The sequence below is a fragment of the Pseudomonas sp. AOB-7 genome (genome assembly GCF_003696305.1).
Classification (GTDB): Bacteria; Pseudomonadota; Gammaproteobacteria; order Pseudomonadales; family Pseudomonadaceae; genus Aquipseudomonas.
This window is the reverse complement of sequence record NZ_RFFK01000009.1, coordinates 17,178-43,504: the sequence shown is the minus strand read 5'-3', so window position 1 is coordinate 43,504 and position 26,327 is coordinate 17,178. Positions and strand designations below refer to the sequence as shown.

The 26,327-nt window shown below is 67.0% G+C and carries 26 protein-coding genes and 1 other RNA gene; 13 read left to right on the top strand and 14 right to left on the bottom strand.

The genetic code is table 11. The features are described from left to right. Positions 1–33 precede the first annotated feature (33 nt). Positions 34–1,284: a sterol desaturase family protein gene (locus tag EA796_RS16735; RefSeq protein ID WP_122109423.1), complete on the top strand. Its 1,251-nt coding sequence runs from the start codon at positions 34–36 to the stop codon at positions 1,282–1,284. Here EA796_RS16735 and EA796_RS16730 read toward each other — a convergent pair. Continuing rightward, a complete protein-coding gene (locus EA796_RS16730) occupies positions 1,252–1,806 on the bottom strand; it encodes a DedA family protein (RefSeq protein WP_122109422.1) in 555 nt (184 codons plus the stop codon). The genes EA796_RS16735 and EA796_RS16730 overlap by 33 nt on opposite strands. A 196-nt stretch (positions 1,807–2,002) precedes the next feature. Between EA796_RS16730 and hemB the strand changes: the two genes are divergently transcribed. Together hemB and ppk1 are read left to right on the top strand one after the other, a co-directional pair. Beyond that, the gene (gene hemB / locus EA796_RS16725) at positions 2,003–3,016 is read left to right on the top strand and encodes a porphobilinogen synthase (RefSeq protein ID WP_122109421.1); all 1,014 of its coding nucleotides are present in this window, start codon (positions 2,003–2,005) and stop codon (positions 3,014–3,016) included. A 19-nt stretch (positions 3,017–3,035) separates the two neighbouring features. Further along, positions 3,036–5,225, top strand: coding sequence for a polyphosphate kinase 1 (ppk1, locus tag EA796_RS16720; RefSeq protein WP_122109420.1), 2,190 nt, complete (start codon positions 3,036–3,038; stop codon positions 5,223–5,225). A gap of 118 nt (positions 5,226–5,343) precedes the next feature. Here the strand turns inward: ppk1 and ppx are convergent, their stop codons facing one another. The 6 genes from ppx to EA796_RS16690 all read right to left on the bottom strand — a co-directional run bounded on the left by ppx (position 5,344) and on the right by EA796_RS16690 (position 10,287). Continuing rightward, a complete protein-coding gene (gene ppx / locus EA796_RS16715) occupies positions 5,344–6,846 on the bottom strand; it encodes an exopolyphosphatase (protein ID WP_178082571.1) in 1,503 nt (500 codons plus the stop codon). Positions 6,847–6,932: 86 nt separating this feature from the next. Further along, positions 6,933–7,454 carry an ureidoglycolate lyase gene (locus EA796_RS16710; RefSeq protein WP_122109419.1) on the bottom strand — a complete coding sequence of 174 codons (522 nt, stop codon included), beginning with the start codon at positions 7,452–7,454 and terminating at the stop codon, positions 6,933–6,935. After that, the gene (locus EA796_RS16705; protein WP_122109418.1) at positions 7,451–8,182 is read right to left on the bottom strand and encodes an amino acid ABC transporter ATP-binding protein; all 732 of its coding nucleotides are present in this window, start codon (positions 8,180–8,182) and stop codon (positions 7,451–7,453) included. The genes EA796_RS16710 and EA796_RS16705 overlap by 4 nt, the downstream gene beginning before the upstream one ends. Further along, positions 8,169–8,819, bottom strand: coding sequence for an amino acid ABC transporter permease (locus EA796_RS16700; protein ID WP_177342887.1), 651 nt, complete (start codon positions 8,817–8,819; stop codon positions 8,169–8,171). The genes EA796_RS16705 and EA796_RS16700 overlap by 14 nt, the downstream gene beginning before the upstream one ends. Further along, positions 8,816–9,481 (bottom strand): amino acid ABC transporter permease, encoded by a 666-nt coding sequence (locus EA796_RS16695; RefSeq protein WP_122109417.1) that lies wholly within the window; start codon positions 9,479–9,481, stop codon positions 8,816–8,818. Before EA796_RS16695 ends, EA796_RS16700 begins: the two co-directional genes overlap by 4 nt. 20 nt (positions 9,482–9,501) lie before the next feature. Further along, a complete protein-coding gene (locus tag EA796_RS16690) occupies positions 9,502–10,287 on the bottom strand; it encodes a transporter substrate-binding domain-containing protein (protein WP_122109416.1) in 786 nt (261 codons plus the stop codon). 287 nt (positions 10,288–10,574) lie between these two features. On the opposite strand from EA796_RS16690, the gene EA796_RS16685 reads away from it, so the two are divergent. The 5 genes from EA796_RS16685 (at position 10,575) to EA796_RS16665 (ending at position 15,758) form a co-directional block, all read left to right on the top strand. After that, positions 10,575–11,279: a FadR/GntR family transcriptional regulator gene (locus tag EA796_RS16685; protein ID WP_021443363.1), complete on the top strand. Its 705-nt coding sequence runs from the start codon at positions 10,575–10,577 to the stop codon at positions 11,277–11,279. A 94-nt stretch (positions 11,280–11,373) separates the two neighbouring features. Continuing rightward, entirely contained in the window at positions 11,374–11,700 is a 327-nt protein-coding gene (gene trxA, locus EA796_RS16680; protein ID WP_021443362.1) for a thioredoxin TrxA, read from the top strand. Between the two features lie 231 nt (positions 11,701–11,931). Continuing rightward, positions 11,932–13,191, top strand: a complete 1,260-nt coding sequence (gene rho / locus EA796_RS16675) for a transcription termination factor Rho (protein WP_021443361.1) — start codon at positions 11,932–11,934, stop codon at positions 13,189–13,191. A gap of 132 nt (positions 13,192–13,323) precedes the next feature. Further along, the gene (gene ubiD, locus EA796_RS16670; RefSeq protein WP_122109415.1) at positions 13,324–14,790 is read left to right on the top strand and encodes a 4-hydroxy-3-polyprenylbenzoate decarboxylase; all 1,467 of its coding nucleotides are present in this window, start codon (positions 13,324–13,326) and stop codon (positions 14,788–14,790) included. Continuing rightward, a complete protein-coding gene (locus EA796_RS16665; RefSeq protein ID WP_122109414.1) occupies positions 14,790–15,758 on the top strand; it encodes a CDP-6-deoxy-delta-3,4-glucoseen reductase in 969 nt (322 codons plus the stop codon). The genes ubiD and EA796_RS16665 overlap by 1 nt, the downstream gene beginning before the upstream one ends. Before the next feature lie 77 nt (positions 15,759–15,835). On the opposite strand, the gene EA796_RS16660 is transcribed toward EA796_RS16665, so the two are convergent. After that, positions 15,836–16,816, bottom strand: coding sequence for an NADPH:quinone oxidoreductase family protein (locus tag EA796_RS16660; RefSeq protein ID WP_122109413.1), 981 nt, complete (start codon positions 16,814–16,816; stop codon positions 15,836–15,838). Between the two features lie 292 nt (positions 16,817–17,108). Here EA796_RS16660 and EA796_RS16650 point away from each other — a divergent pair, with 292 nt between their 5' ends. Continuing rightward, the gene (locus EA796_RS16650) at positions 17,109–17,513 is read left to right on the top strand and encodes a flagellar basal body-associated protein FliL (protein WP_031302947.1); all 405 of its coding nucleotides are present in this window, start codon (positions 17,109–17,111) and stop codon (positions 17,511–17,513) included. Positions 17,514–17,516: 3 nt separating this feature from the next. Here EA796_RS16650 and EA796_RS16645 read toward each other — a convergent pair whose 3' ends face one another. The 6 genes from EA796_RS16645 to EA796_RS16620 form a co-directional block, all read right to left on the bottom strand. Continuing rightward, positions 17,517–19,361, bottom strand: a complete 1,845-nt coding sequence (locus tag EA796_RS16645; protein ID WP_122109411.1) for a diguanylate cyclase — start codon at positions 19,359–19,361, stop codon at positions 17,517–17,519. A gap of 51 nt (positions 19,362–19,412) precedes the next feature. Beyond that, complete coding sequence (locus EA796_RS16640) at positions 19,413–19,862, bottom strand: EVE domain-containing protein (protein ID WP_122109410.1); 450 nt, start codon at positions 19,860–19,862, stop codon at positions 19,413–19,415. A 384-nt stretch (positions 19,863–20,246) separates the two neighbouring features. Continuing rightward, a complete protein-coding gene (locus tag EA796_RS16635) occupies positions 20,247–20,843 on the bottom strand; it encodes a 5-formyltetrahydrofolate cyclo-ligase (RefSeq protein WP_122109409.1) in 597 nt (198 codons plus the stop codon). Positions 20,844–20,898: 55 nt separating this feature from the next. Then, positions 20,899–21,077: non-coding RNA, 6S RNA (gene ssrS / locus EA796_RS16630), on the bottom strand. A gap of 65 nt (positions 21,078–21,142) precedes the next feature. Then, complete coding sequence (locus tag EA796_RS16625) at positions 21,143–21,448, bottom strand: cell division protein ZapA (protein WP_004373294.1); 306 nt, start codon at positions 21,446–21,448, stop codon at positions 21,143–21,145. After that, entirely contained in the window at positions 21,445–21,654 is a 210-nt protein-coding gene (locus tag EA796_RS16620; RefSeq protein ID WP_122109408.1) for a TIGR02449 family protein, read from the bottom strand. The genes EA796_RS16625 and EA796_RS16620 overlap by 4 nt, the downstream gene beginning before the upstream one ends. 191 nt (positions 21,655–21,845) lie before the next feature. Here EA796_RS16620 and EA796_RS16615 point away from each other — a divergent pair, with 191 nt between their 5' ends. The 4 genes from EA796_RS16615 (at position 21,846) to EA796_RS16600 (ending at position 26,295) form a co-directional block, all read left to right on the top strand. Continuing rightward, positions 21,846–22,400: a YecA family protein gene (locus EA796_RS16615; RefSeq protein ID WP_021443352.1), complete on the top strand. Its 555-nt coding sequence runs from the start codon at positions 21,846–21,848 to the stop codon at positions 22,398–22,400. Between the two features lie 18 nt (positions 22,401–22,418). Further along, the gene (gene pepP / locus EA796_RS16610) at positions 22,419–23,753 is read left to right on the top strand and encodes a Xaa-Pro aminopeptidase (protein WP_122109407.1); all 1,335 of its coding nucleotides are present in this window, start codon (positions 22,419–22,421) and stop codon (positions 23,751–23,753) included. Positions 23,754–23,846: 93 nt separating this feature from the next. Then, on the top strand, positions 23,847–25,031 hold the full coding sequence (ubiH, locus tag EA796_RS16605) for a 2-octaprenyl-6-methoxyphenyl hydroxylase (RefSeq protein ID WP_122109406.1): 1,185 nt from the start codon (positions 23,847–23,849) through the stop codon (positions 25,029–25,031). A gap of 43 nt (positions 25,032–25,074) precedes the next feature. Next, positions 25,075–26,295: a 2-octaprenyl-3-methyl-6-methoxy-1,4-benzoquinol hydroxylase gene (locus EA796_RS16600; protein WP_178082570.1), complete on the top strand. Its 1,221-nt coding sequence runs from the start codon at positions 25,075–25,077 to the stop codon at positions 26,293–26,295. The last annotated feature ends 32 nt before the right edge of the window (positions 26,296–26,327 follow it).

The window sequence follows — 26,327 nt, the reverse complement described above, 5'->3', positions numbered from 1 at the left end:
GCCCCAAGACAAGCACAACGATACGGCTCGGCCATGAATTACGTCCTCTATGCGGTGCCCTTCTTCTTTCTCCTGATCGGCCTCGAACTGCTCGCCGATCACTGGCGCGGCATGCGCAGCTATCGCCTGGCCGATGCCGTCAGCAGCCTCAGCACCGGGGTGCTGTCGCAGGCCACCGGGCTGCTGACCAAGGCGGTCGGCCTGCTCACCTACACCTTCGCCTGGCAACAGCTGGCGTTGTTCGAGCTTTCCGCCGATAGCCTGTGGGTGTGGCTGCTGGCCTTCGTCTTCTACGACTTCTGCTACTACTGGAACCATCGCCTGGGCCACGAACGCAACGTGCTCTGGGCGGCCCATGCGGTGCACCACCAGAGCGAGGACTACAACCTCTCCACCGCGCTGCGCCAGACCAGCACCGGCTTCGTCTTCGGCTGGCTGTTCTACCTGCCGATGGCGGTGGCCGGTGTGCCGCCGCTGGTGTTCCTCACGGTGGCGGCGCTCAACCTGCTCTATCAGTTCTGGGTGCATACCCGGCATATCCCCAAGCTGGGCTGGTTCGAGTGGCTGTTCATCACGCCCTCCAACCACCGCGTGCATCATGCGCAGAACCCTGTGTACATGGATCGCAATTACGGCGGCGTGTTCATTGTCTGGGATCGAATGTTCGCCACCTTCCAGGAGGAGCTGGACGACGAACCGGTGATCTTCGGCGTGACCACGCCGCTGGCCAGCTGGAACCCGCTATGGGCCAACCTGCAGGTGTATGCCGGGCTGTGGCGCGATGCGCGGCGCGCGGCGTCCTGGTGGGACCGCTTGCGCATCTGGTTTATGCCCACCGGCTGGCGCCCGGCCGACGTGGCGGCGCGCTACCCGCAGGAGAAGCCGGACCTGAGCCGCTTTCGCCAGTTCGAGGTGGCGCTGGGGCGCGGTGCGCGGCTCTATGCCTTGCTGCAGTTCGTCTGCTACCTGCTGGCCGGGGTGTGGCTGCTGGCGCGGGGCGATTCGTTGGCAGTGGGCGGCGTGCTGCTGGCGTGCCTGTGGCTGGGCCTGGGTCTGTCCAGCATCGGCCTGTGGCTGGAGAATCGCGCTGGCGCCGTGCGCCTGGAGTGTCTGCGGTTGGGCTTGAATCTGCCGGCGTTCTGGCTTGCCGAGGTGCTCGGTCTGCTGAGCATGGACCTGGCCGCCTGGTGCGCGCTGGCCGCCTACAGCCTGGCCAGCCTGCTGGCAATGTGGCTGGCGCGCTCGCGCGGCTCAGCCACTGCGGCCCTGGCGCCGCCGGTATAGCCAGGTCAGCGTCAGCAGCAGGGCCAGGCCGCCGAGCAGGTACAGCTGGTAGCGGCGCAGCTCGTCGAGTAGACCTTCCATGGCGTGGCCCAGGCTGTAGGCCAGCAGGCTCAAACCGCCGGCCCAGAGCCCGGCGCCGATGGCGTCGAGCAGCAGGTAGCGGCGCCAGGAATAACCGGACAGGCCGATGGCCAGCGGCATCACCGTGCGCAGCCCGTAGAGGAAGCGAAAGCCCAGCACCCACAGGTCCGGGTGGCGCCTGAGCAGGGCGCTGGCGCGCTCGCCCAGCGGTTGCCAGCGCGGGCGCCGGGCGAGCAGCGCGCGGCCGTGATGGCGGCCGAGGTGGAACCACAGCTGGTCGCTGGCGAAGGTGCCGAGGAAGGCACACAGCGCCACCCATTCGATCTGCAGCAGGTCGCGCACCGCCAGGTAGGCGGCCAGCAGCAGCGATACCTCGCCTTCGAGGAAGGTGCCGAGGATCAGCGCCGGGTAGCCGAACTGGCGGATCAGGTCGTGCAGCATGGACGGTCTGCGCCTATGGGAAAGGCGCTCAGCCTACTCCTGCCGCGGTGCGCCCGAAAAGCGCCGGCGCATGCCACAATGCCCGGCAAAGCGTGCGACCCGCCGTCGCATCCGGTCATTCAGCTGTCATCATTTGGTCATAATGGCCGCTTATAACCGTCACACTGGCCCGCCCGTGCGGGCTCTGGAGTCTGCCGTGAGCGTTACCCCCGCCAATCGCCTGTTCCCCGCCACCCGCCTGCGCCGCAACCGCCGCGACGAATTCTCCCGCCGCCTGGTGCGCGAGCATCGTCTGAGCGTCGACGACCTGATCCTGCCGGTGTTCGTCCTCGATGGCGACAACCGCCGCGAGGTCGTGCCGTCGATGCCGGGCGTCGAGCGGCTGTCCATCGACCTGCTGCTGCAAGAGGCCGAGCACTGGGTGGCGCTGGGCATTCCGGCGCTGGCGCTGTTCCCGGTCACGCCGCTGGAGAAGAAGTCCCTCGACGGCGCCGAGGCCTGGAATCCGGACGGCATCGCCCAGCGTGCGATTCGCGCCCTGCGGGCGAAATTCCCCGAGCTGGGGGTGATCAGCGACGTGGCCCTGGACCCCTTCACCACCCACGGTCAGGACGGCATCCTCGACGAGTCCGGCTACGTGCAGAACGACATCACCGTCGATGCCCTGGTCAAGCAGGCGCTGTCGCACGCCGAGGCCGGCGCCCAGGTGGTCGCCCCCTCGGACATGATGGACGGCCGCGTGCAGGCGATCCGCGAGGCGCTGGAGCTGGCCGATCACCCCAACGTGCGCATCATGGCCTACTCGGCCAAGTACGCCAGCGCCTACTACGGCCCGTTCCGCGACGCGGTGGGCTCGGCCGCCAACCTCGGCAAGGGCAACAAGCTCGGCTACCAGATGGACCCGGCCAACGGCGACGAGGCCCTGCACGAAGTGGCCGCCGACCTGGCCGAAGGCGCCGACATGGTCATGGTCAAGCCCGGCATGCCCTACCTGGACATCCTCTGGCGGGTGAAGGATGCCTACAAGGTGCCGACCTTCGTCTACCAGGTCAGCGGCGAGTACGCCATGCACATGGCGGCGATCCAGAACGGCTGGCTGTCCGAGGCGGTCATACTGGAATCGCTGACCGCCTTCAAACGCGCCGGCGCCGATGGCATCCTCACCTACTTCGCCGTACGTGCGGCAGAACTCTTGCAACAGGGGCGCTGACGCCCCCAGGAACCCAGCAATGAACACCGAAGGACTCAGTAGCGAATTGCTCGATGCACCCCTGGTGCCGGCGGAGGTGGCGGTCGATCCGCCCGTGGTGGAAAGCCCGCCGCCGGCACCGGTGGCGGTGCCCAGCCTGGACGACAGCAGCCTGTACATCCACCGCGAGCTGTCGCAGCTGCAATTCAATATCCGCGTGCTGGAGCAGGCGCTGGACGAGTCCTACCCGCTGCTGGAGCGGCTGAAGTTCCTCTTGATCTTCTCCAGCAACCTTGACGAGTTCTTCGAGATTCGCGTCGCCGGCCTGAAGAAGCAGATCAACTTCGCCCGCGAGCAGGCCGGCGCCGACGGCCTGCAGCCGCACCAGGCGCTGGCGCGCATCAGCGAGCTGGTGCACGAACAGGTCGAGCGGCAGTACGCCATCCTCAACGACACCCTGTTCCCGGCCCTGGCCAAGCACAATATCAACTTCATCCGCCGGCGCTTCTGGACCACCAAGCTCAAGGCCTGGGTGCGCCGGTATTTCCGTGACGAGATCGCGCCGATCATCACCCCCATCGGCCTCGACCCGACCCACCCCTTCCCGCTGCTGGTGAACAAGAGCCTGAACTTCATCGTCGAGCTGGAAGGCGTCGATGCTTTCGGTCGCGATTCCGGTCTGGCGATCATCCCGGCGCCGCGCCTGCTGCCGCGGATCATCCGCGTGCCGGAGGAGGTCGGTGGTGCCGGCGACAACTACGTGTTCCTCTCCTCGATGATCCATGCCCACGCCGACGACCTGTTCCAGGGCATGAAGGTCAAGGGTTGCTACCAGTTCCGCCTGACCCGCAACGCCGACCTGTCGGTGGACACCGAGGACGTCGAGGACCTGGCCCGTGCCCTGCGCGGCGAGCTGTTTTCCCGCCGCTACGGCGATGCGGTGCGCCTGGAGGTGGTCGACACCTGCCCGAAGCACCTGCGCGACCACCTGCTCAAGCAGTTCGGCCTGACCGAGCACGAGCTGTACCAGGTCAACGGCCCGGTCAACCTGACCCGGCTGTTCAGCATCACCGGCCTGGACAGCCACCCGGAGCTGCAGTACACGCCGTTCACCCCGGTGATCCCCAAACTGCTGCAGAACGCCGAGAACATCTTCAGCGTGGTCAGCAAGCAGGACATCCTCCTGCTGCACCCCTTCGAGTCCTTCACCCCGGTGGTCGATCTGCTGCGCCAGGCCGCCAAGGACCCGCACGTGCTGGCGATCAAGCAGACCCTGTACCGCTCCGGGGCCAACTCGGAGATAGTCGATGCCCTGGTGGAAGCGGCGCGTAACGGCAAGGAGGTCACCGCGGTGATCGAGCTGCGCGCGCGCTTCGACGAGGAGTCCAACCTGCAGCTGGCCAGCCGCCTGCAGCAGGCCGGCGCGGTGGTGATCTACGGCGTGGTCGGCTTCAAGACCCACGCCAAGATGATGCTGATCCTGCGCCGCGAGAACGGCGAGATCGTCCGCTACGCCCACCTCGGCACCGGCAACTACCACGCCGGCAACGCCCGCCTGTACACCGACTACAGCCTGCTGACCGCCGACGTGGCGCTGGGTGAGGACGTGGCCAAGCTGTTCAGCCAGCTGATCGGCATGGGCAAGACCCTGCGCATGAAGAAGCTGCTGCACGCACCCTTCACCCTGAAGAAGACCCTGCTCGAGCTGATCGCCAAGGAAACCGCGGCGGCCGCCGAGGGCAAGCCGGCGCAGATCATCGCCAAGTTCAACTCGCTGACCGACCCCAAGGTGATCCGCGCGCTGTACAAGGCCAGCCAGACCGGGGTGAAGATCGACCTGGTGGTGCGCGGCATGTGCTGCCTGCGCCCGGGCATCGCCGGGGTGTCGCACAACATCCAGGTGCGCTCGATCATCGGCCGCTTCCTCGAGCACACCCGGGTGTTCTACTTCCTCAACGGTGGCGACGAGAAGATCTACCTGTCCAGCGCCGACTGGATGGAGCGCAACCTCGACAAGCGCGTCGAGACCTGCTTCCCGGTGGAGGGCAAGAAGCTGATCCTGCGGGTGAAGAAGGAGCTGGAGGCCTACCTGACCGACAACACCCAGGCCTGGGTGCTGCAGCCCGACGGCCGCTACCTGCGCCTGCAGCCCACCGGCAACCAGAACCCGCGCAGTGCGCAGTCCGGCTTGCTGGAGAAGCTCACCGCACCGCTGATCAGCGCTCGATAAAAAAGGCCGCAGGCCGGGAGAGGGCTTCGTGGCCCTGTTTCACGGTGTTTGTGGCCCTCTCCCCCAGCCCCTCTCCCGTAAACGGGAGAGGGGTGACGAATCCTGCTGGCTCAAGTGATCAGCTGACGCTCAGATCCAGGTCGATGCGCTTGAGCCAGGCCGCTTCGGCCTCGAAGTCGGCCTGGGTCAGCGGGTTGGCCGCCAGCCAGCCATCCGGGAAGTGAATCTCCAGGCTGTTGTCGCCGGCCTTGAGCTGCACCTGCGGCATGTCCTGGCTGCCGCGGATATGGTGGAAGAGGATGGCGAAGCGCAGCAGCACGCACAGGCGCATCAGCTTGACGCCTTCCTCGCCGAACTCGGCGAACTTGTCCTTGGGGATGTTGCGCCGGTGGCCGCGCACCAGCAGGGCGAGCATCTGCTGATCCTGGCGGGAGAAGCCGGACAGGTCGGAGTGCTCGATCAGGTAGGCGCCGTGCTTGTGGTACTGGTAGTGGGCGATGTCCAGGCCCACCTCGTGCACCTTGGCGCCCCAGCTCAGCAGTTCGCGGTGCCAGTCGTCGTTCAGCCCCCAGTCGTCGGCCACCTTGTCCAGCGCCGAGAGCGCCTTGGCCTCGACCCGTGCGGCCTGATCCACATCGACGTGGTAGCGCTCCATAAAGGCCGACAGGGTGCGTTCGCGCACGTCCTCGTGCTGGTGACGACCGAGCAGGTCGTAGAGCACGCCCTCGCGCAGCGCGCCTTCGGAGTGGCTCATGCGCTGGATCTCGCAGGCGTCGAAGATCGCCTCGAGGATCGCCAGGCCGGCGGGGAAGATGCTGCGCCGGTCCGGCTTGATGCCGTCGAGTTCGAGCTTGTCCACCTCGCCCAGCTTGAACACCTTGCGCTTGAGCCAGGCCAGGCCCTCGGCGTTGACCTCGCCGTTGCCCAGGCCGGCGCCCTTGATGGTCAGGCCGATGGCCTTGATGGTGCCGGAGGCGCCGACGGCGTCCTCCCAGCCGAGCCGGCGCAGGCCCTGCTCGATGCCCATCAGTTCCAGGCGCGCCGCGGTATAGGCCTGGGCGTAGCGCGCCGGGGTGATCTTGCCGTCCTTGAAATAGCGTTGGGTGTAGCTGACGCAGCCCATCTGCAGGCTCTCGCGCAGCAGCGGCTCGAAGCGCTGGCCGATGATGAACTCGGTGCTGCCGCCGCCGATATCGGCGACCAGGCGCCTGCCGGGGGTGTCGGCGATGCTGTGCGACACGCCGAGGTAGATCAGCCGCGCTTCCTCGCGGCCGGAGATCACCTCCACCTGGTGGCCGAGAATCTCCTCGGCGCGACGGATAAACACCGCGCGGTTGCGCGCCTCGCGCAGGGCGTTGGTGCCGACGATGCGCACCGCGCCTTCCGGCAGGCTGGCGGTGAGCTGGGCGAAGCGGCGCAGGCAGTCGAGCCCGCGTTGCATGGCTTCTTCGCTGAGCTGGCGCTCGTCGTCGATGCCGGCGGCCAGCTGCACCTTGTCGCCGAGGCGCTCGAGGATGCGGATCTCGCCATGGTCGGCCTTGGCCAGCACCATATGGAAGCTGTTCGAGCCCAGGTCGATGGCGGCGATCAGGGGATAACTCTCGGCGGGGGCTTGGGGCATGGTGGCGGCATCTCGGTCGATATCCGCGCCATCGTGCCACGACTGAGCGGATGAGCCAACGCATACGGATGTCGCATGAAACTGGTCTAGACCGCTGGCGCCCCGAGCGCCAGCGCCAGCAAGGGCTGCCGCAGGCGCTGCTCGTCGCAGTTGGACCCGGCGCCACCGCGATCCACCACCAGGAAGCGCCCGGGGCGCTCCAGGCACAGCAGCGGGTGGTGCCAGGTGCCGCGGGCATAGTTGACGCCCTGATCCGGTGCGCTGACGAAGGCGCGGATCTTCGACTCGTCCAGCGCGCCGGGCGGGGCGACGACTATCAGCATGCGCGCGCCGTCCACCGGGTAGAAGGCCTGGCTGCCCAGCGGGTGGCGTTCGAGCATGCGGATCTCGATGGGCGCGTGCCAGGCCTGGCCCTCGAACAGGCTCAGCAGCACCCGTGATGCGCTCCCGGCCGTCTCGATGCGGGCCAGGTCGTGGTAGCGGGTGGTGGTGCCGGCGTTGATCGCAAAGGATGTGGCGCCGGCCGCTTCGATCACCTCGCCGAAGGCGGCGAAGGCTTCGCGGCTCAGCGGCTCGATGCGCAGCGCCAGGGGCGCCGGCGCGTTCACAGGTTCACCGAGCCGATAAAGTTGCGCAGCTCCTCGGTCTGCGGCGCGGCGAACAGCGCCCTGGGGTCGCCGATCTCGTGCACCTTGCCCTGGTGCATGAACACCAGCTTGTCGCCGACCTCGCGGGCAAAACGCATCTCGTGGGTGACCATGATCAGGGTCATGCCCTCGCTGGCCAGCTGCTTGACCACCGCCAGCACCTCGTTGACCAGCTCCGGGTCGAGCGCCGAGGTGATCTCGTCGCACAGCAGCACCTTCGGCGACATCGCCAGGGCGCGGGCGATGGCCACGCGCTGCTGCTGGCCGCCGGACAGGCGCTCGGGGTAGGCGTCGAACTTCTCCGCCAGGCCGACCCGTTCGAGCATCTGCCGCGCGACTCGCTCGGCTTCGGCGCGCGGGATCTTCTTCACCACCTGCGGCGCCAGCATGACGTTCTCGCCGACCGTCAGGTGGGGAAACAGGTTGAACTGCTGGAACACCATGCCGACCTTCTGCCGCAGGCTACGCAGGTCGGCGCGGGCGGCGTCGATGTAGTCGCCGTCCACTTCGATCACGCCGTCGTTGATCGATTCCAGGCCGTTCAGGGTGCGCAGGAAGGTGCTCTTGCCCGAGCCGCTGCGACCGATGATGGCGACCACTTCGCCTTCCTCGACCGCCAGGTCGATGCCCTTGAGCACGTGGTTGTCGCCGTAATACTTGTGCAGGGCGGTGACGTTAAGCAGTGACATTCAGCCTCCTTTCCAGGCGGTATGCGGCGAGCGAGAGCGGGTAGCAGAGCAGGAAGTAGCCGAGGGCGACGAAGCCGTAGACCATGAAGGGCTCGAAGGTGGCGTTGGCCAGCATGCTGCCGGTCTTGGTCAGCTCGGTGAAGCCGATGATCGAGGTCACCGCGGTGCCCTTGACCACCTGCACCGAGAAACCCACGGTGGGCGCCACGGCGATGCGCAGCGCCTGCGGCAGCACCACATGGCGCAAGGTTTCCAGGCGGCTCATGGCCAGGCTCTCGGCGGCCTCCCACTGGCCGCGGCCGATGGCCTCGACGCAGCCGCGCCAGATCTCGGCGAGAAAGGCGCTGGTGAACAGGGTCAGGGCACAGGCGGCGGCCAGCCAGGGCGACACGTCGATGCCGAGCAGGGCGATGCCGAAGAACACCAGGAACAGCTGCATCAGCAGCGGCGTGCCCTGGAACAGTTCGATATAGCCCTTGGCCAACAGGCGCGGCACCCGTAGCGGGGCGATACGCGCCAGCAGCACCAGCAGGCCGGCGATGCCGCCGCAGACGAAGGCCACCAGCGACAGCAACAGCGTCCATTGCAGACCGGTGAGCAGGTTGCGCAGGATGTCCCAGAGGGTGAAGTCCATCAGCGCTCTCCCATGACGAAGCGCCGGCCGACCCAGGCCAGTAGCTGGCGAATCAGGATGGCCATGAGCAGGTACAGCGCGGTGGTCAGCAGGTAGGTCTCGAAGGCGCGGAAGTTGCGCGACTGGATGAAGTTGGCGGCGAACGACAGCTCCTCGGTGGAGATCTGCGAGCACACCGCCGAACCCAGCATGACGATGATGATCTGGCTCGACAGCGCCGGCCACACCTTGCCCAGCGCCGGGCGCAGCACCACGTGGCGGAAGCTCTCGAAGCGGCTCATGGCCAGCGCCGCGGCCGCCTCGATCTGGCCATGCGGAATGGCCTGGATGCCGGCGCGGATGATCTCGGTGGAGTAGGCGCCGAGGTTGATCACCATAGCCAGCACCGCGGCTTCCCATTCGCTCAGGCGTACGCCGAGCGAGGGCAGGCCGAAGAAGATGAAGAACAGCTGGACGATGAAGGGCGTGTTGCGGATCAGCTCCACGTAGACGCCGAACAGGCGGTCGAACGGACGGATGCGCCAGGCGCGCAGTATCGCCCCGACTATGCCCAGGCCGACGCCGAGCACTGTGCCGACGGCGGTCAGGCCGAGGGTGAAGGCCGCGCCCTGCAGCAGCAGGTCGGCCTGCTGCAGGACGGCGGCGAAGTCGAACTGGTAGGCCATGGCTCAGCGCTCCGCGCGGCTCAGAGGTCGGCCGGCAGCGGCTGCTTCAGCCACTTCTGGCTGATCGCCTCGAGGCTGCCGTCAGCTTTGGCGGCGGCGATGACGGCATTGACCTTGTCCAGCAACGCGGTCTGGTTCTTGTTCACACCGACGTAGACCGGCGAGTCCTTGAGCTTGAGTTTCATGCTCGGAATGCGCTTGGGATTGCGTTCGGCGATGGCCACCATCACCACGTTGCCGCTGGCGATCAGCTCGACCTGGCCGGACAGGTAGGCGGCGATGGTCGAGTTGTTGTCCTCGAAGCGCTTGATGGTGGCGTCTTGCGGCGCGACCTTGCTCAGTTCGATGTCCTCGATGGAGCCGCGGGTGACGCTGATGGTCTTGCCGGCCAGGTCGTCGAGGCTGGCGATGGCGGCGTCCTCCGGGCCGAACACGCCGAGGTAGAAGGGCGCATAGGCGGCGGAGAAGTCGATCACCGCTTCACGCTCGGGGTTCTTGCCGAGGCTGGAGATCACCAGGTCGACCTTGCCGGTGGTGAGGAAGGGAATGCGGTTGGTGCTGTTGACCGGGGTCAGCTCCAGCTTCACCGCCAGCTTGTCGGCCAAGAGCTGCGCGGTGTCGATATCCAGGCCGCGCGGCTGCAGGTCCGGGCCGACCGAGCCGAACGGCGGGAAATCCTGCGGCACGGCGACTTTCAGCACGCCGGCCTTGCTGATGTCGTCGAGCGCATCGGCGTGAACGGTGCTGGCGCCGAAGGCCAGGGCGGCGAACAGGGTACCCAGCAGGGTGCGGTGAAATGTGCGCATGTCGAACTCCCGATGAATAAACGAAAACTGCAGCGTTTTGCCTGGCTCGTGCAGTGCATTGCCTGTGCCAAATTCAATGAAATCAGGGCTTGCATCGCTGCAGGCGAGTGGAAACAAGGTCTTACTGGTCTGAACAGTTGGCGTAGCTGACCAGTTGGTCAGGGAGGGGCCTGTACCATCTCGGTGCGTTCGCGCGGAGTGCTGTTCCACAAGGGGGCGTCGCTTGCCTGGAGTGGGCGTCTGGCCGTACAAAGGCGGCTTCACTGGACTGACCGGCCCGAACAGTCATGCACGCCACCGCTCCCCGCGCCGTACCCGAATACGCCCTGCAGGCGATCCGTCAGCTGATCGAGAGCGAGGGCTATCGCCCGGGCGATGCGCTGCCGTCGCAGCGCGACCTGGCCGAGCGCCTGGGCGTCAGCCGTGCGTCATTGCGCGAGGCGTTGTCGTCGCTCAGCGCGCTGGGCCTGGTCAGCGTGCAGGCCGGCAAGGGCGTGTTCGTCCAGGAGCCAGCCAAGGGCGAGGCGGCCGGCGCTTTCGTCTGGCCCTTCGCCGCGCAGGTGTCGGCGGCCGATACCTTCCAGCTGCGCTTCGCTCTGGAGGGCTTCGCCTGCGGCCTGGCGGCCGGGGTGCTGACCGCGCAGGAGCTGGACCTGCTCGAAGACAACGTCGAGCAGATGCGCCGCGAGCTGCGCGCCGGCGACTTCGAACGGGCGGCGCGGCTGGATTTCGAGTTCCACCAGCGCATCCTCGCCGCCAGCGGCAACCAGGCGATGTTCGCCCTGGTGGCCTCCAGCGCCGAGATTTTCCTGGAGAGCCAGAAGCTGCCGTTCATCCGCCCGGAGCGGGCCATGGAAACCTGGCAGGAGCACCGCAAGATCCTCAAGGCCCTGGCCCGGCATGCCGCGGGCCCGGCGCAGAAGGCCATGCAGCAGCACATTCGCGCCGCCGCGCTGCGCACTGGAATAGCCTTCATCACGCTTGGTGATTGAAACTATTGAGTGGCTCAATCGCCAGTGCCTTTCGGTGTCAGGCAAGCCGGGCTATGATGGCGCCACTTTTTGCTTCCGATCACGGAGACCCCCCATGAGCGAATTCATCACCAACGTCAGCGATGCCAGCTTCGACCAGGACGTCCTCCAGGCCGAGGGTCCGGTTCTGGTCGACTACTGGGCTGAGTGGTGCGGCCCGTGCAAGATGATCGCGCCGGTGCTCGACGAGATCGCCAAGGACTACCAAGGTAAGCTCAAGGTGTGCAAGCTGAACATCGACGAGAATCAGGAAACCCCGCCGAAGTTCGGCGTACGCGGCATCCCGACCCTGATGCTGTTCAAGAACGGCAACGTCGAGGCGACCAAGGTCGGCGCGCTGTCCAAGTCGCAACTGGCGGCCTTCCTCGACAGCAATATCTGAGTTTCGTCGCTCGTGAAGAAGCCCCGCCTGGTGCGGGGTTTTTTCGTTTTCGGGCTAGACGCTGATTTTTCACGGTGTTAAATTCGGCCTCGCTGCATTTCCTATGCAGCCCTCTGCATGCCGTCGCCGACTCATTCCTATACGAACTCGTTCGCGATCCTGTCGCCTTCCCTGCGGCGCGGCCTCTCAAGCTAACAGCTTTCTTCTCCTCTCGATGATCACGTCATTCCTATGAATCTGACCGAACTCAAGCAAAAGCCGATTGCCGAACTGCTGGACATGGCCGAACAGATGGGCCTGGAAAACATGGCCCGTTCGCGCAAGCAGGACATCATCTTCGCCCTGCTGAAAAAGCATGCCAAAAGCGGCGAGGAAATTTCCGGTGACGGCGTGCTGGAGATTCTCCAGGACGGTTTCGGCTTCCTCCGTAGCGCCGACTCCTCCTACCTGGCCGGCCCCGACGATATCTACGTCTCGCCCAGCCAGATCCGCCGTTTCAACCTGCGTACCGGTGACACCATAGTCGGCAAGATCCGTCCGCCGAAGGAAGGCGAGCGTTATTTCGCCCTGCTCAAGGTCGACAGCATCAACTTCGACCGTCCGGAAAACGCCAAGAACAAGATCCTGTTCGAGAACCTGACGCCGCTGTTTCCGACCAAGCGCCTGACCATGGAGGCCGGCAACGGCTCCACCGAGGACATCACCGGCCGGGTGATCGACCTCTGCGCGCCGATCGGCAAGGGCCAGCGCGGCCTGATCGTCGCCCCGCCGAAGGCGGGCAAGACCATCATGCTGCAGAACATCGCCTCGAACATCACCCGCAACAACCCCGAGTGCCACCTGATCGTTCTGCTGATCGACGAGCGCCCGGAAGAAGTGACCGAAATGCAGCGCACCGTGCGTGGCGAAGTGGTCGCCTCCACCTTCGACGAACCGCCGACCCGCCACGTGCAGGTCGCCGAGATGGTGATCGAGAAGGCCAAGCGCCTGGTCGAGCACAAGAAGGACGTGGTCATCCTGCTCGACTCCATCACCCGCCTGGCGCGCGCCTACAACACCGTGATCCCCAGCTCCGGCAAGGTACTCACCGGTGGTGTCGATGCCCATGCCCTGGAGAAGCCCAAGCGCTTCTTCGGCGCCGCGCGCAACATCGAAGAAGGCGGCTCGCTGACCATCATCGCCACCGCGCTGGTGGAAACCGGCTCGAAGATGGACGAGGTGATCTACGAGGAATTCAAGGGCACCGGCAACATGGAGCTGATCCTCGACCGCCGCGTCTCCGAGAAGCGCGTGTTCCCGGCGATCAACATCAACAAGTCCGGCACCCGTCGCGAAGAGCTGCTGACCGGCGAGGAAGAGCTGTCGCGCATGTGGATCCTGCGCAAGCTGCTGCACCCGATGGACGAAATCGCCGCCATCGAGTTCCTCATCGACAAGCTCAAGGCGACCAAGACCAACGACGAGTTCTTCCTGTCGATGAAGCGCAAGTAAGCGTCGCGTCTTGTCACCAGGCCGGGGAAACCCGGCCTTTTGCTATCTGCGCTCCCGCCGCGCCTTCTGAAAGCCCGACTTCGGCGCTAAACTTTGCGCCCGACTCCAGCCAGCCCGACACGAGGCTCCTGTATGCAGTATCGCGACCTACGCGACTTCATCCGCGAACTTGAACAGCGCGGCGAACTCAAGCGCATCCAGACCCCGGTTTCGCCCATTCTGGAAATGACCGAAATCTGCGACCGCACCTTGCGCAAGGGTGGTCCGGCGCTGCTGTTCGAGCAGCCCACCGGCTTCGACGTGCCGGTGCTCGGCAACCTGTTCGGCACGCCCAAGCGCGTGGCCCTGGGCATGGGCGCCGAGGATGTGAGCGAGCTGCGCGAGATCGGCAAGCTGCTGGCCTTTCTCAAGGAGCCGGAGCCGCCCAAGGGTCTCAAGGACGCCTGGAGCAAGCTGCCGATCTTCAAGAAGGTCATTTCCATGGCACCCAAGGTGGTCAAGGACGCGCCCTGCCACGAAGTGATCGAGGAGGGCGACGAGGTCGACCTGAGCCAGCTGCCGATCCAGCACTGCTGGCCGGGCGACGTGGCGCCGCTGATCACCTGGGGCCTGACCATCACCAAGGGGCCGAACAAGGAGCGGCAGAACCTCGGCATCTACCGCCAGCAGGTGATCGGCCGCAATAAGGTGATCATGCGCTGGCTCAGCCACCGTGGCGGCGCGCTGGATTACCGCGAGTGGTGCCAGAAGCACCCGGACCAGCCCTACCCGGTGTGCGTGGCCCTCGGCGCCGACCCGGCGACCATTCTCGGCGCCGTCACCCCGGTGCCGGATACCCTGTCCGAATACGCCTTCGCCGGCCTGTTGCGCGGGCATCGCACCGAACTGATCAAGGCGCGTGGCAGCGACCTGCAGGTGCCGGCCAGTGCCGAGATCGTGCTCGAGGGCGTGATCCATCCGGGCGAGACCGCACCGGAAGGCCCCTACGGCGATCACACCGGCTACTACAACGAGGTCGACAGCTTCCCGGTGTTCACCGTCGAGCGCATCACCCGCAGAAAGCAGCCGATCTACCACAGCACCTACACCGGCCGTCCGCCGGACGAGCCGGCGATCCTCGGCGTGGCGCTGAACGAGGTGTTCGTGCCGATCCTGCAGAAGCAGTTCCCCGAGATCACCGACTTCTACCTGCCGCCCGAAGGCTGTTCCTACCGCATGGCGGTGGTGACCATGAAGAAGCAGTACCCGGGCCACGCCAAGCGCGTCATGCTCGGTGTGTGGTCGTTCCTCAGGCAGTTCATGTACACCAAGTTCGTTATCGTCACCGACGACGACATCGACGCACGGGACTGGAACGACGTGATCTGGGCGATTACCACGCGCATGGACCCCAAGCGCGACACGGTGATGATCGACAACACGCCGATCGACTACCTCGACTTCGCCTCGCCGATCTCCGGCCTCGGCTCGAAGATGGGCCTGGACGCCACCCACAAGTGGCCGGGCGAGACCAGTCGCGAATGGGGGCGCGCCATCGAGAAGGATGCGGCCGTGGTGGCACGTATCGATGCACTCTGGGGCGAGCTGGGAATCGATTGATGAACGTCACCCTGCAACCCTCCGGCGTCACCCTCGCCCTGCAGCCGGGCGAACGCATCCTCGATGGCGCCCGCCGCCTCGGCTACGACTGCCCGCAGAGCTGCCGCAACGGCAACTGCCACATCTGCGCCGCCTTGCTGGTGGAAGGGCGGGTGCGGCAGAACGGCGCCGAGCTGGATCACGGCGAGCTGTTCACCTGCCTGGCCGAGCCATTGGAAGACTGCGTGCTGCACTGGGATGGCGTGCTGGCGCCCGGCGAGCTGCCGGTGCGCGAACTGAGCTGCCAGCTGATCGAATGCCAGGACGTCGGTGGCGACGTGTTCCGCGTGCGCCTGCGCGCGCCGGCCGGCAAGGCGCCGCGCTACCACGCCGGGCAATACCTGCTGCTGCAGCGGCACGACGGCGAGATGGCGGCCTTCTCCCTGGCCTCGGCACCGCACTGCGGGCGCGAGCTGGAGCTGCATATCCTGGCGCGCGACGACAATACCCGGGCATTGCTCGTCTATCTGCGTGAGCAGGGGCTGGCCCGCGTGCAGCTGCCGTTCGGCGACACCCACCTGGCCGAGTTGCCGGACGGGCCGCTGGTGCTGATCGCCGCCGGCACCGGCATGGCGCAGATGCACAGCCTGATCGAACACTGCCGCGCCGCCGGCTTCGCCCATCCGGTGCACCTGTACTGGGGCGCGCGACGCCCCGAGGACTTCTACGCCCTGCCGCACTGGAGCGACTGGCAGCGCCTGGACAACCTGCACCTGCACCAGGTGGTCAGCGATTCGGGCGTCTGGCCGGGCCGTTGCGGCCTGTTGCACGAGGCGGTACGCGAGGATTTTCCCGACCTCAAGGCGCTGCACGTCTACGCCAGCGGCTCGCCGGCGATGGTCTACGCCACGCTGGATGCGCTGGTCGAAGCCGGCATGGACGCCCACCAGATGCGCGCCGACGTATTCGCCTACGCGCCAAGAGGCTGAATTGAAAAAGCCGCCCCAGGGCGGCTTTGCTCATGCCGGCGTGCGCACCGATTCGGGCTCGGTGCGCATAGCGCACCCTATCGAACCTGCACCACCACCTTGCCCACCGCCTTGCGCTGGCCGAGGGCGTCGATCGCTTCGCCACCCCGCGCCAACGGGAAGCTCTGCGACACCAGCGGTTTGAGTTTGCCTTCGGCATGCCAGGCGAACAGCTGCTGGAAGTTGGCGGCGTTGTCCTGCGGCTGGCGCTGGGCGAAGGAGCCCCAGAACACGCCCACCAGCGACGCACCCTTGAGCAGCGGCAGGTTGGCCGGCAGCGCCGGGATGCCGCCGCCGGCGGCGAAGCCGACCACCAGGAAGCGGCCGTTCCAGGCGATGCTGCGAAAGGCTTCCTCGAACAGCGCGCCGCCCACCGGGTCGTAGATCACGTCGACGCCCTGGCCATTGGTGAGCTTCTTCACCTCGTCCTTCAGGCTCTGCTCGCTGTAGTTGATCAGCTCGTCGGCGCCGGCCTGGCGCGCCACCTCCAGTTTCTCCGCCGTGCTGGCCGCGGCGATCACCTTGGCGCCCATGGCCTTGCCGATTTCCACCGCCGCCAGGCCGACGCCGCCGGAGGCGCCGAGCACCAGCAGGGTCTCGCCCGGCTGCAGATTGGCGCGCTGCTTGAGCGCGTGCATCGAGGTACCGTAGGTCATGCCGAAGGCGGCCGCGGTGGTCAGGTCCATGCTCTTGGGCACCGGCAGCACGTTGTAGGCCGGCACCGCCACTTCCTCGGCGAAGCCGCCCCAGCCGGTCAGCGCCATCACCCGATCACCGGCGCGCAGGTGGCTGACCTTCTCGCCCACCGCCTTGACCACGCCGGCCGCCTCGCCGCCCGGGGCGAAGGGGAAGGGCGGCTTGAACTGGTACTTGCCCTCGATGATCAGGGTGTCGGGAAAGTTGACCCCGGCGGCGTGAACCTCGATCAGCACTTCGTTCTTTTTCGGCTCGGGGCTGGCGATGTCTTCCAGCACCAGGGTTTCGGCGGGGCCGAAGGCTTTGCACAGCAGGGCTTTCATCGGATGGCTTCCTCCACAAAGGTGGCTTGCAGTGTAGGAGGGCGCCCGGGGCGGTCAACGAGCATGCCCGGCCCTGATAGCTCGGCATAAGCCTTGGGGTTGCGCGCGGATGGCTATGCCCGCAGGCTGTTGAAAAACTACCTGCGTTGGCAATCCTGCGTTAAAAACAGCCTCAAAATGCTCATTTACAACAGGTAAACTCCGCTTTCTCGGCTGTTTTTGCCTTGTCTTGCCTGCCTCGCCTACGTTTTTCAACGGCCTGCTAGGCGCAACCCCGATGGAGTGATTGCCCGTGAAAGTGATGAGCGCCCTGTTGCTGAGCCTGTCGTTGTGCCTGCCCGCCCTGGCCGAGGAGGAGCAGAAGGAAGAAGCGCCGCAGACGCTCTATTACAACCTGGTGCCGGCACTGATCGGCAACCTCGGCGACGGCGGCAATCGGCTGAAGTTCTTCAAGGCCGACGTGGCCCTGCGCGTCAGCGGCGCCGAGGCCGAGGCGCGGATAAAGCACCACGACCCGCTGATCCGCCATCAACTGGTGCTGTTGTTCTCCGCCCAGACCAGCGAAACCATCAACGCCCCCGACGGCCGCGAGAAGCTGCGTCAGGAAGCGCTCAAGCAGGTGCAGCAGGCGCTCGAGGCGGAGGAGGGCAAGCCGGTGGTGGAAGACTTGCTGTTCAACAATCTGATCATCCAGTAGCGCTCATTCCGGCGTCGCCGCGGGCTGCCACAGGCAGGTGCGGTTGCGTCCCTCGTGCTTGGCTCGGTACAGCGCCTGGTCGCCCTGGGCGAGCAGTTCGCCGGGCGCCTCGTCGCTGACCGGGTCGACCACGGTCAGACCGATGCTCAGGCTCAGGCGCCCCAGCGGGCTGGCCGGATGGGCGATGTCGAGGTGGGCGATGGCCGCGTGGATGCGCGCGGCGACGTGCTCGCCACCCTCCAGGCCGGTGTTGGCGAGGATGATGGCGAACTCCTCGCCGCCGTAGCGGCAGGCCACGTCGCCTTCGCGCTGCAGGCTCTCCTGCAACACCGTGCTGACCTTGCGCAGGGCGTCGTCGCCGGCCAGGTGGCCGAGCGCGTCGTTGTAGGCCTTGAAGTGATCGATATCCAGCATCAGCAGCGCCAGCGGCGCGCCGATCCGTCGCAGGCGACGCCACTCGGCCTGCAGCTGCTGGTCGAAGTAGCGCCGGTTGTACAGCCCGGTCAGGCCGTCGAGCTGCGACAGGCGCTGCAGCTGGGCCTCCAGTTGCAGGCGCTCGCTGTTGTCGCGCGACACCGCGATCAGGTACTCGCGGCCGTGCAGCTGCACCAGCTGGGTGTTGATCTCGGCCGGCTGGCGGCTGCCGTCGCGGCGGATCAGCTCGCGCTGGAAGATTCGCGAGAGGTTGTCGCGCTGCGCCTGGCGCGCCTGCTCCAGCCAGCGGTGAAAGCCGGGCAGGAGTTTTTCCGGGTCGTCGCGCAGCAGCTGGGCGAACTGCTCGGGGCGATAGCCGAGGCTGGCGTAGGTGGCCTGATTCATGTGCAGCAGCTCGCGGCTGGCGCTGTCGAAGATGAACAGGCCGTCATGGCTGGAGTCGGTCAGGTCGAGCACCAGCTGCAGGCGTTCGCGGTTCTCCGACAGGCGCTGCTCGGTTTCCTCGCGGCGCGTTGCCTCCACCTTGAAGCGCCGGTTGGCCACCTGCAGGGCGTGGGCGCGCCGGCTGTTCTCCAGGGCCAGGGCCAGGGCGGCGACCAGCAGCAGGCTGATCGCCAGGCCGGCGCCCAGCACCACGCCGGGCAGCGGCGTGTTCAGCTGCGCCAGCAGTTGCGCGGTGGGGCTCAGGCGCAAGCTGAAGCCGCGGTTGTTGAGCAGTTGCAGGTCGACTCGCTGGCTTAACTCCGGTGCGCCGTCGACCTGGCCGTGGCGAAACAGGCTGTGGCCGTTCTCCAGCAGCTCCAGGTTGAAGGCGTCGCGGTCGATCTGGCCGAGCAGCTGCTGCATCAGCGGCTCGACGCGAAACACCCCCTGGATGAAGCCGTCGAACACCCGCGCGCCGCCCTCGTCGCGGTACAGCGGGGTGTAGAGGACGAAGCCGCGACCGCCCTGGACCAGCTCGAAGCTGTTGGAGAAACGCTGCTCGCCGCTGTCGCGCGCCTGCATGGCCAGCGGGTAGTTGGGGTGATCGGCGGTGAGGCGAAAGTTCAGCGCCGCCTCGTTGCCGGCCAGCGGCAGCAGCCAGCGCATGCGCAGGTCCTCGCCGACCCACTGGATCGATTGATAGGCAGGGAAACCGCGCAGCGCGTGGGCCACCTCCTCCTCCCAGCTGGCCCGCGGCAGCCGGCCCAGGCTGTTCCACAGACGGGCGATGCGTTCGAGGCTGGCGACCTCCAGGTGCAGGGTGCTTTCCAGCTGGCGGGCCAGGCTGCGCGCCTGGTAGCCGAGGCGCTCCTCCAGGCGCTGCTGCCGCTCGCCTTCGAGCTGACGCCAGAGCAGCACGCTGGCACTGCTCAGCACCACGAGGAGGAGGGCCAGCGCCAGGCGCGCCGGCCAGGCGGAAAGTGCCGGCATGGGCGGACTCCGAAGGCTTCCCCGTGGTGATAGCACAGTGCCGGCTGCGACTCAACGCATGGCGAGAATCGCCGCCCATTCGGCCGCGCCCACCGGCATCACCGACAGCCGGCTGCCGCGCTGCACCAGCGCCAGTTCGGCCAGCAGTGGATTGTTCTTCAGCTGCGGCAGCGGCAGCACCTCGGCGAAGGCCTCGACGAACTCCACGTCCAGTGCGCTCCAGGGATTCCTCTCGGCGCTGGCCTTGGCGTCGAAGTAGTGGCTGTGCGGCTCCAGCGCGGTGGGGTCGGGGTAGGCCGGCCCGGCGATGCGGCCGATGCCGGCGATACCCGGCTGCGGGCAGCTGGAGTGGTAGAAGAAGAACAGCTCGCCCGGCGCCATGGCGCGCAGGAAGTTGCGCGCCTGGTAGTTGCGCACGCCGTCCCAGCGCGCACGGCCCAGGCGCTGCAGGTCGTGGATGGATAATTCGTCGGGTTCGGATTTCATCAGCCAATAAGGCATGAACTTTGCTCCTGCAGACCGGTCCGTACGCGGACGCTCGTTTGAGTGGAGATCTCCGACGGCCGGTTGGCGCCGGAAATTGCACAGTGCTCGGCACTGGCGGAAAATGCCCGGCTTAACGCTTGGCGACGTCGGATTGCATAAAACAATAACGCCGCGATCAACGTGCGCAGTTGCCTTGAAGGGGGAGGCAATAGATGAAACGCAAGCCAGATCTTTTGTGGGTTCTCGTAGTACTGTTCAGCCTGGGCGTGGTTACCACGGGTTACACCCAGAGCCTTTGGGAGCGTCAGCAGGACGTCCCGGTCAATGTAACGCAGCAGCCCTGAGTTTCGGGTCGCCAGCTTCCAGCGCCGCAGGGAACGCGGTGCCACCTCCCCGTCTTCAGTACCAAGCCCTGTCCGTTACCGTCGCCTGCAAGGGCACGTCCCAGCTGGCCAGCGCCAGTTCGTCCACCCGCTGACATTCGTGCGCCAGGCCCAATAGCGTCGGCTTGTGCCAATTTTTGCGCCTGTGCAGGTAGGCCAGGCTGCGGTCGTAGAAACCGCCGCCCATGCCCAGGCGACCGCCGCGCGCGTCGAAGCCCACCAGCGGCAGCAGTACCAGGTCCAGCGCCCAGACCTTGCGCTGGCGCGCCGGCTGCGGGCGCGGCTCGAGGATGCGGAAGCGATTGCCGGCCAGTTTCTCGTGCCGGGTGACGCGCTGGAACACCATCTTGGTGCGCGGCCAGGCGCTGAGCACCGGCAGGTAGGTGCGCTTGCCGCGCTTCTGCGCCGCGGCCAGCAGCGGCCGTGGATCGATCTCGCCGTCGGTGGGCAGGTACAGGGCGATATCGCGGGCGCGGCGAAAGCGCGGGTGTTGCGCCAGCTGGCGATACAGGCCACAGGCGGCGCGACGTTGCTGGCTGCGGTTGAGGCTGCGGCGGCGCTGACGCAGCAGACGGCGTAATTGCGGGCGACTGGGGGCGGCGCTGGCGGTCATGAATGGAGGCTGCAGAACGATGCACAACGGCCCGGGTGGGCGCTGGCTGAAAGGATGACTTCCCGGCGTGCCGCTGTCGGTTTAGCCCTTGAACCCGAAAGTTCAAGGTGGAGGATGCAGGAGGCGTTAAGGCTTTCCGTCAGGCGGACATGCACACCGGCCCCAACATGCAACCCCCGTGGTTGTGCGTATCGGCTCAGGGACATCCCCAACTGGCGCACACCCCAGGAAGTGGCGGCCAGTATACCCGAACCCCGCAGCCGAGGGGCGGCCTGCGACGAAGTGGCAGGCATGGCGGCTCAGGAGGCCTGGTCGTCGGCCAGTGCCTGGTCGACGCGATCGAGCAGGTCGCGCACCTGCTGGCGCGTCGAACTGGCGTCCTGATCCAGGCGTTGCTGCTTGTGCAGCAGGTCGTGGGTGATGTTCAGCGCGGCCATCACCGCCACGCGGTCGGCGCCGATCACCTTGCCGCTGGTGCGGATCTCGCGCATCTTGCCGTCGAGATAACGGGCGGCGCTTTCCAGGTTGGCGCGTTCGTCCTGCGGGCAGGCGATGCAATATTCTTTGTCCAGGATATGGACGGTCACGGTGTTCGACTGGGTCATGTGTCCCGCTCCAGGGCTTTGAGGCGCGAAATCATCGATTCGACCTTGTGCCGGGCCAATTCGTTCTTTTCGATCAGATGTGCGCGTTCCTCGCGCCAGGCCTGTTCATTCGCCAGCAGGAGTCGGTTGTGAGCCTTGAGCTGCTCGACGCGCTGGATCAGCAGTTCCAGCTTGGCGGTCAATACGTGCAGATCGGCGTCTTCCATGGGCTCTCGCTTCGGGAGGGAATGGCTGGACTATATAGGCGTGTCACGGCGGCGGGTCAAACCCTGGCGGCCGCGGCGTGACGAACACGTCGCGGGCGCCCCGGCGGCCTCGGATGGTCTTGGCGCGCCTGCCGGTGCTAGGATACGAGGCCTCCATTCTAGAGATTGCGCCGCCTGGCGCCTAGCTATCTATGTCGACTCCCAGCTCCCCCTACGCCGCCTTCGCCGCCCTGCTGAGCAGCGCCGGGCATTCCGTTTCCCCTGCCGAACTGCACGGCCTGCTGCTCGGCCGCAGTTGCGCCGGCGCCGGCTTCGAGGCCGAGGCCTGGCTGCTCGACGCCGCCGAGCTGCTCGGCAGCGAGCCGCAGGACAACGTGCGCCAGGCGCTGATCGGCCTGCAGGAGATGGTCAAGGGCGAGCTGTGCAGCGAAGACGTCACCGTGGTCCTGCTGCTGCCGGACGACGAGGCGCCGCTGGCGCAGCGCGCCGTCGCCCTCGGCCAGTGGTGCCAGGGCTTTCTCGGCGGCTTCGGCCTGACCGCCCGCGACGGCGCGCTGAGTGGCGAGGCCATGGAAGTGTTGCAGGACCTGTCCGCCATCGCCCAGGTGCAGAGCGCCCTGGAGGAATCCGAGGACGGCGAGAGCGATTACATGGAAGTCATGGAATACCTGCGCGTGGCGCCGCTGCTGCTGTTCGCCGAATGCGCCAAGCCCGCGGCGCCTGCGGCCAAACCCTCCCTGCACTGAGTTCTTCCGGAGCCCGTCTTGATCAGCATCCCCAAGTCCGAGTATGCCCGCCGGCGCAAGGCGCTGATGGCGCAGATGGAGCCCAACAGCATCGCCATCCTGCCGGCGGCGCCGGTGTATATCCGCAACCGCGACGTCGAGCACGTCTACCGCCAGGACAGTGACTTCCAGTACCTCACCGGCTTCCCCGAGCCGGAAGCGGTGATGGCGCTGATCCCCGGGCGCGAGCATGGCGAGTACGTGCTGTTCTGCCGCGAGCGCGACCCCGAGCGCGAGTTGTGGGACGGCCTGCGCGCCGGCCAGGACGGGGCGATCGCCAACTACGGTGCCGACGACGCCTTCCCCATCGGCGACATCGACGACATCCTGCCCGGCCTGATTGAGGGGCGCGAGCGCGTCTACTACGCCATCGGCTGCAACCAGGAGTTCGATCACCGGCTGATGGAGTGGATCAACCATATCCGCGCCAAGGCCCGCCAGGGCGCCACGCCGCCCAACGAGTTCGTCGCCCTCGACCACCTGCTGCACGACATGCGCCTGTACAAGTCGGCCGCCGAAGTGAAGGTGATGAAGGAGGCCGCCGAGATCAGCGCGCGCGCCCACGTGCGTGCCATGCAGGCCAGCCGCGCCGGGCTGTTCGAGTACCACCTGGAAGCCGAACTGGATTACGAGTTCCGCAAGGGCGGGGCGAAGATGCCGGCCTACGGCAGCATCGTCGCCGCCGGCAAGAACGCCTGCATCCTGCACTACCGCGAGAACGACGCGGCGCTCAAGGACGGCGATCTGGTGCTGATCGACGCCGGCTGCGAGATCGACTGCTACGCCAGCGACATCACCCGTACCTTCCCGGTCGGCGGCAAGTTCTCCGCCGAGCAGAAGGCCATCTACGAGCTGGTGCTGGCCGCGCAGGAGGCTGCCTTCAAGGAGATCGCCCCGGGCAAGCACTGGAACGAGGCGCACGAGGCCACCGTGCGGGTGATCACCGCCGGCCTGGTCGAACTCGGCCTGCTCGAGGGCGAGGTCGAGGCGCTGATCGCCAGCGAGGCCTACAAGGCCTTCTACATGCACCGCGCCGGTCACTGGCTGGGTATGGACGTGCACGACGTCGGCGACTACAAGGTCGGCGGCGAGTGGCGCGTGCTCGAGCCGGGCATGGCGATGACCGTGGAGCCGGGCATCTATATCGCCGTGGACAATGAAAAGGTCGCCAAGAAGTGGCGCGGCATCGGCGTGCGCCTCGAGGACGACGTGGTGGTGACCAAGAGCGGCTGCGAGATTCTCACCAACGGCGTGCCCAAGACCGTCGCCGAGATCGAGGCGCTGATGGCCGCCGCGCGCAGTCAGGCCGCCTGAGCCGATGAATCGCGTGCAGTTGGCGATTATCGGTGGCGGGGCTGTTGGGAGACGGCTCGGTGCCAGCCTGGCCCTGACGGCGGGACTGCGTTGATGGCGCGGGTACAGCTGGCCATTATCGGCGGCGGCCTGGTCGGCGCGAGCCTGGCCCTGGCGCTGCAGGACACGGCGCGCCAGCGCGGCTGGCGCATCGCCCTGATCGAACCCTTCGCCCCCGGCAGCAGCTATCAGCCCAGCTACGACGCGCGTTCCACCGCGCTGTCCTACGGCAGCCGGCTGATCTACGAACGCCTGGGCCTGTGGCAGGCCATCGCCCAGCGCGCCGAGGCGATCCTGCAGATTCACGTCTCCGACCGTGGCCGTTTCGGCGCCGCGCGCCTGCAAGCCATCGAGGAAGGGGTGCCGGCGCTCGGCTACGTGGTGGAGAACGCCTGGATCGGCCATTGCCTGTGGCAGGCGCTCGATGCCGAGGTGGTGCAGTGGTACTGCCCGGCCGAGGTCACCGGGTTGCAGCGTCTGGACGACGGCTACCGCCTGAGTCTGAGCGACGAGCGCCAGCTCGACTGCGACCTGGCCGTGCTGGCCGACGGCGGCCGTTCCGGCCTGCGCGAGCAACTGGGCATCGGCGTCAGTCAGCGGCCCTACGGGCAGAGCGCGCTGATCGCCAATGTCACTCCGCTGGAGGCCCACCGCGGTCAGGCCTTCGAGCGCTTCACCGACGACGGGCCGATGGCCCTGCTGCCGCTCACCGACAACCGCTGCGCGCTGGTCTGGACCCGCGCCGCCGCCGATGCCGAGCGCCTGCTCAGGCTGAACGACGCGGCCTTTCTCGCCGAGCTGCAGCAGGCCTTCGGTTACCGCCTGGGCGCCTTGCGCCAGGTCGGCGCACGCCATCTCTATCCGCTGAGCCTGGTCGAGGCGCAGGAGCAGGTGCGGCCGCACCTGGTGGTGCTGGGCAACGCGGCGCACAGCCTGCACCCCATCGCCGGGCAGGGCTACAACCTGTCGCTGCGCGACACCCTGGCGCTGGCCGAGGTGCTGCAGGCCGCCACCGCGCCGCTCGGCGACTTCGCCACCCTGCAGGGCTACCTGCAGCGTCAGCAACTGGACCAGCAACTGACCCTGGGCTTCTCCGACCGGGTCACCCGGCTGTTCAGCAATGCCCAGCCGCTGCTGACCGCCGGACGCAACCTCGGGTTGCTCGGCCTCGACCTGCTGCCGCCGGCCAAGCGCTGGTTCGCTCGCCAGGCCATGGGCCTGGGGACGCGCAATCTGTGACTGGCCCCGCGACACCCTACTCATGATTGACGCAGGAATGGATATGCGCGCGGATCTGATCATCGTCGGTGCCGGTATGGTCGGCAGCGCCCTGGCGCTGGCCCTGGAGCACAGCGGCCTGGAAATTCTGGTGGTGGACGGCAGCCCGCTGCGCCTGGCGCCGTTCGATCCGGCTGCCGCCTTCGAGCCTCGGGTCAGCGCCCTGTCCATGGCCAGCCAGCGCATCCTTGCACGCCTCGGCGCCTGGGACGGCATCGCCGCGCGGCGCGCCTGCGCCTATGGCGAGATGCGCGTGTGGGACGGCAGCGGTACCGGCAGCATCCATTTCGCCGCGGCCAGCGTGCATGCCGAAACCCTCGGCCACATAGTCGAGAACCGCGTGGTGCAGGACGCCCTGCTCGAGCGTTTGCACGACAGCCAGCTCGGCCTGCTGCCCGGCGCGCGCCTGGAGCAGTTGCGCCGCAGCGGCGACGACTGGCTGCTGACCCTGGAGGGCGGCCGCCAGCTGCGCGCGCCGCTGTTGGTGGCCGCCGATGGCGCCAACTCCGCGGTGCGCCGCCTGGCCGGCTGCGCCAGCCGCGAGTGGGATTACCTGCACCACGCCATCGTCACCAGCGTGCGGGTCGAGCGCCCGCACCAGGCCACCGCCTGGCAGCGCTTCACCGACGACGGCCCGCTGGCCTTCCTGCCGCTGCCCGGCGCGGCGGGCGAGCACTGGTGCTCGATCGTCTGGTCGACCGTGCCGAGCGAGGCCGAGCGGTTGATGGCACTGGACGATGAAGCCTTCTGCATCGAGCTGGGCAAGGCCTTCGAGCACCGCCTCGGCCAGGTGCTGCATGCCGACCGTCGCCTGTGCATCCCGCTGCGTCAGCGTCATGCCAAGCGTTACGTCGAGCCGGGGCTGGCGCTGATCGGCGACGCCGCGCATACCATCCACCCGCTGGCGGGGCAGGGGGTCAACCTGGGCTTTCTCGACGCCGCGGTGCTGGCCGAGGTGCTGCTGCATGCCGCCGGGCGTGGCGAGAACCTGAGTGAGGAGCGCGTGCTGAGCCGCTTCGAGCGCCGGCGCATGCCGCACAACCTGGCGATGATGGCGGCGATGGAGGGCTTCCAGCGCCTGTTCCAGGCCGACCCCTTGCCGGTGCGGCTGCTGCGCAACGTCGGCCTCGATCTGGTCGATGGCCAGGCCGAGGCCAAGGCGCTGTTCGTGCGTCAGGCGCTGGGGCTGAGCGGCGACCTACCGGAGCTGGCGCGCGCCTTGTAACACTCGTTGACTTTTGTTGACGTATTTACGTT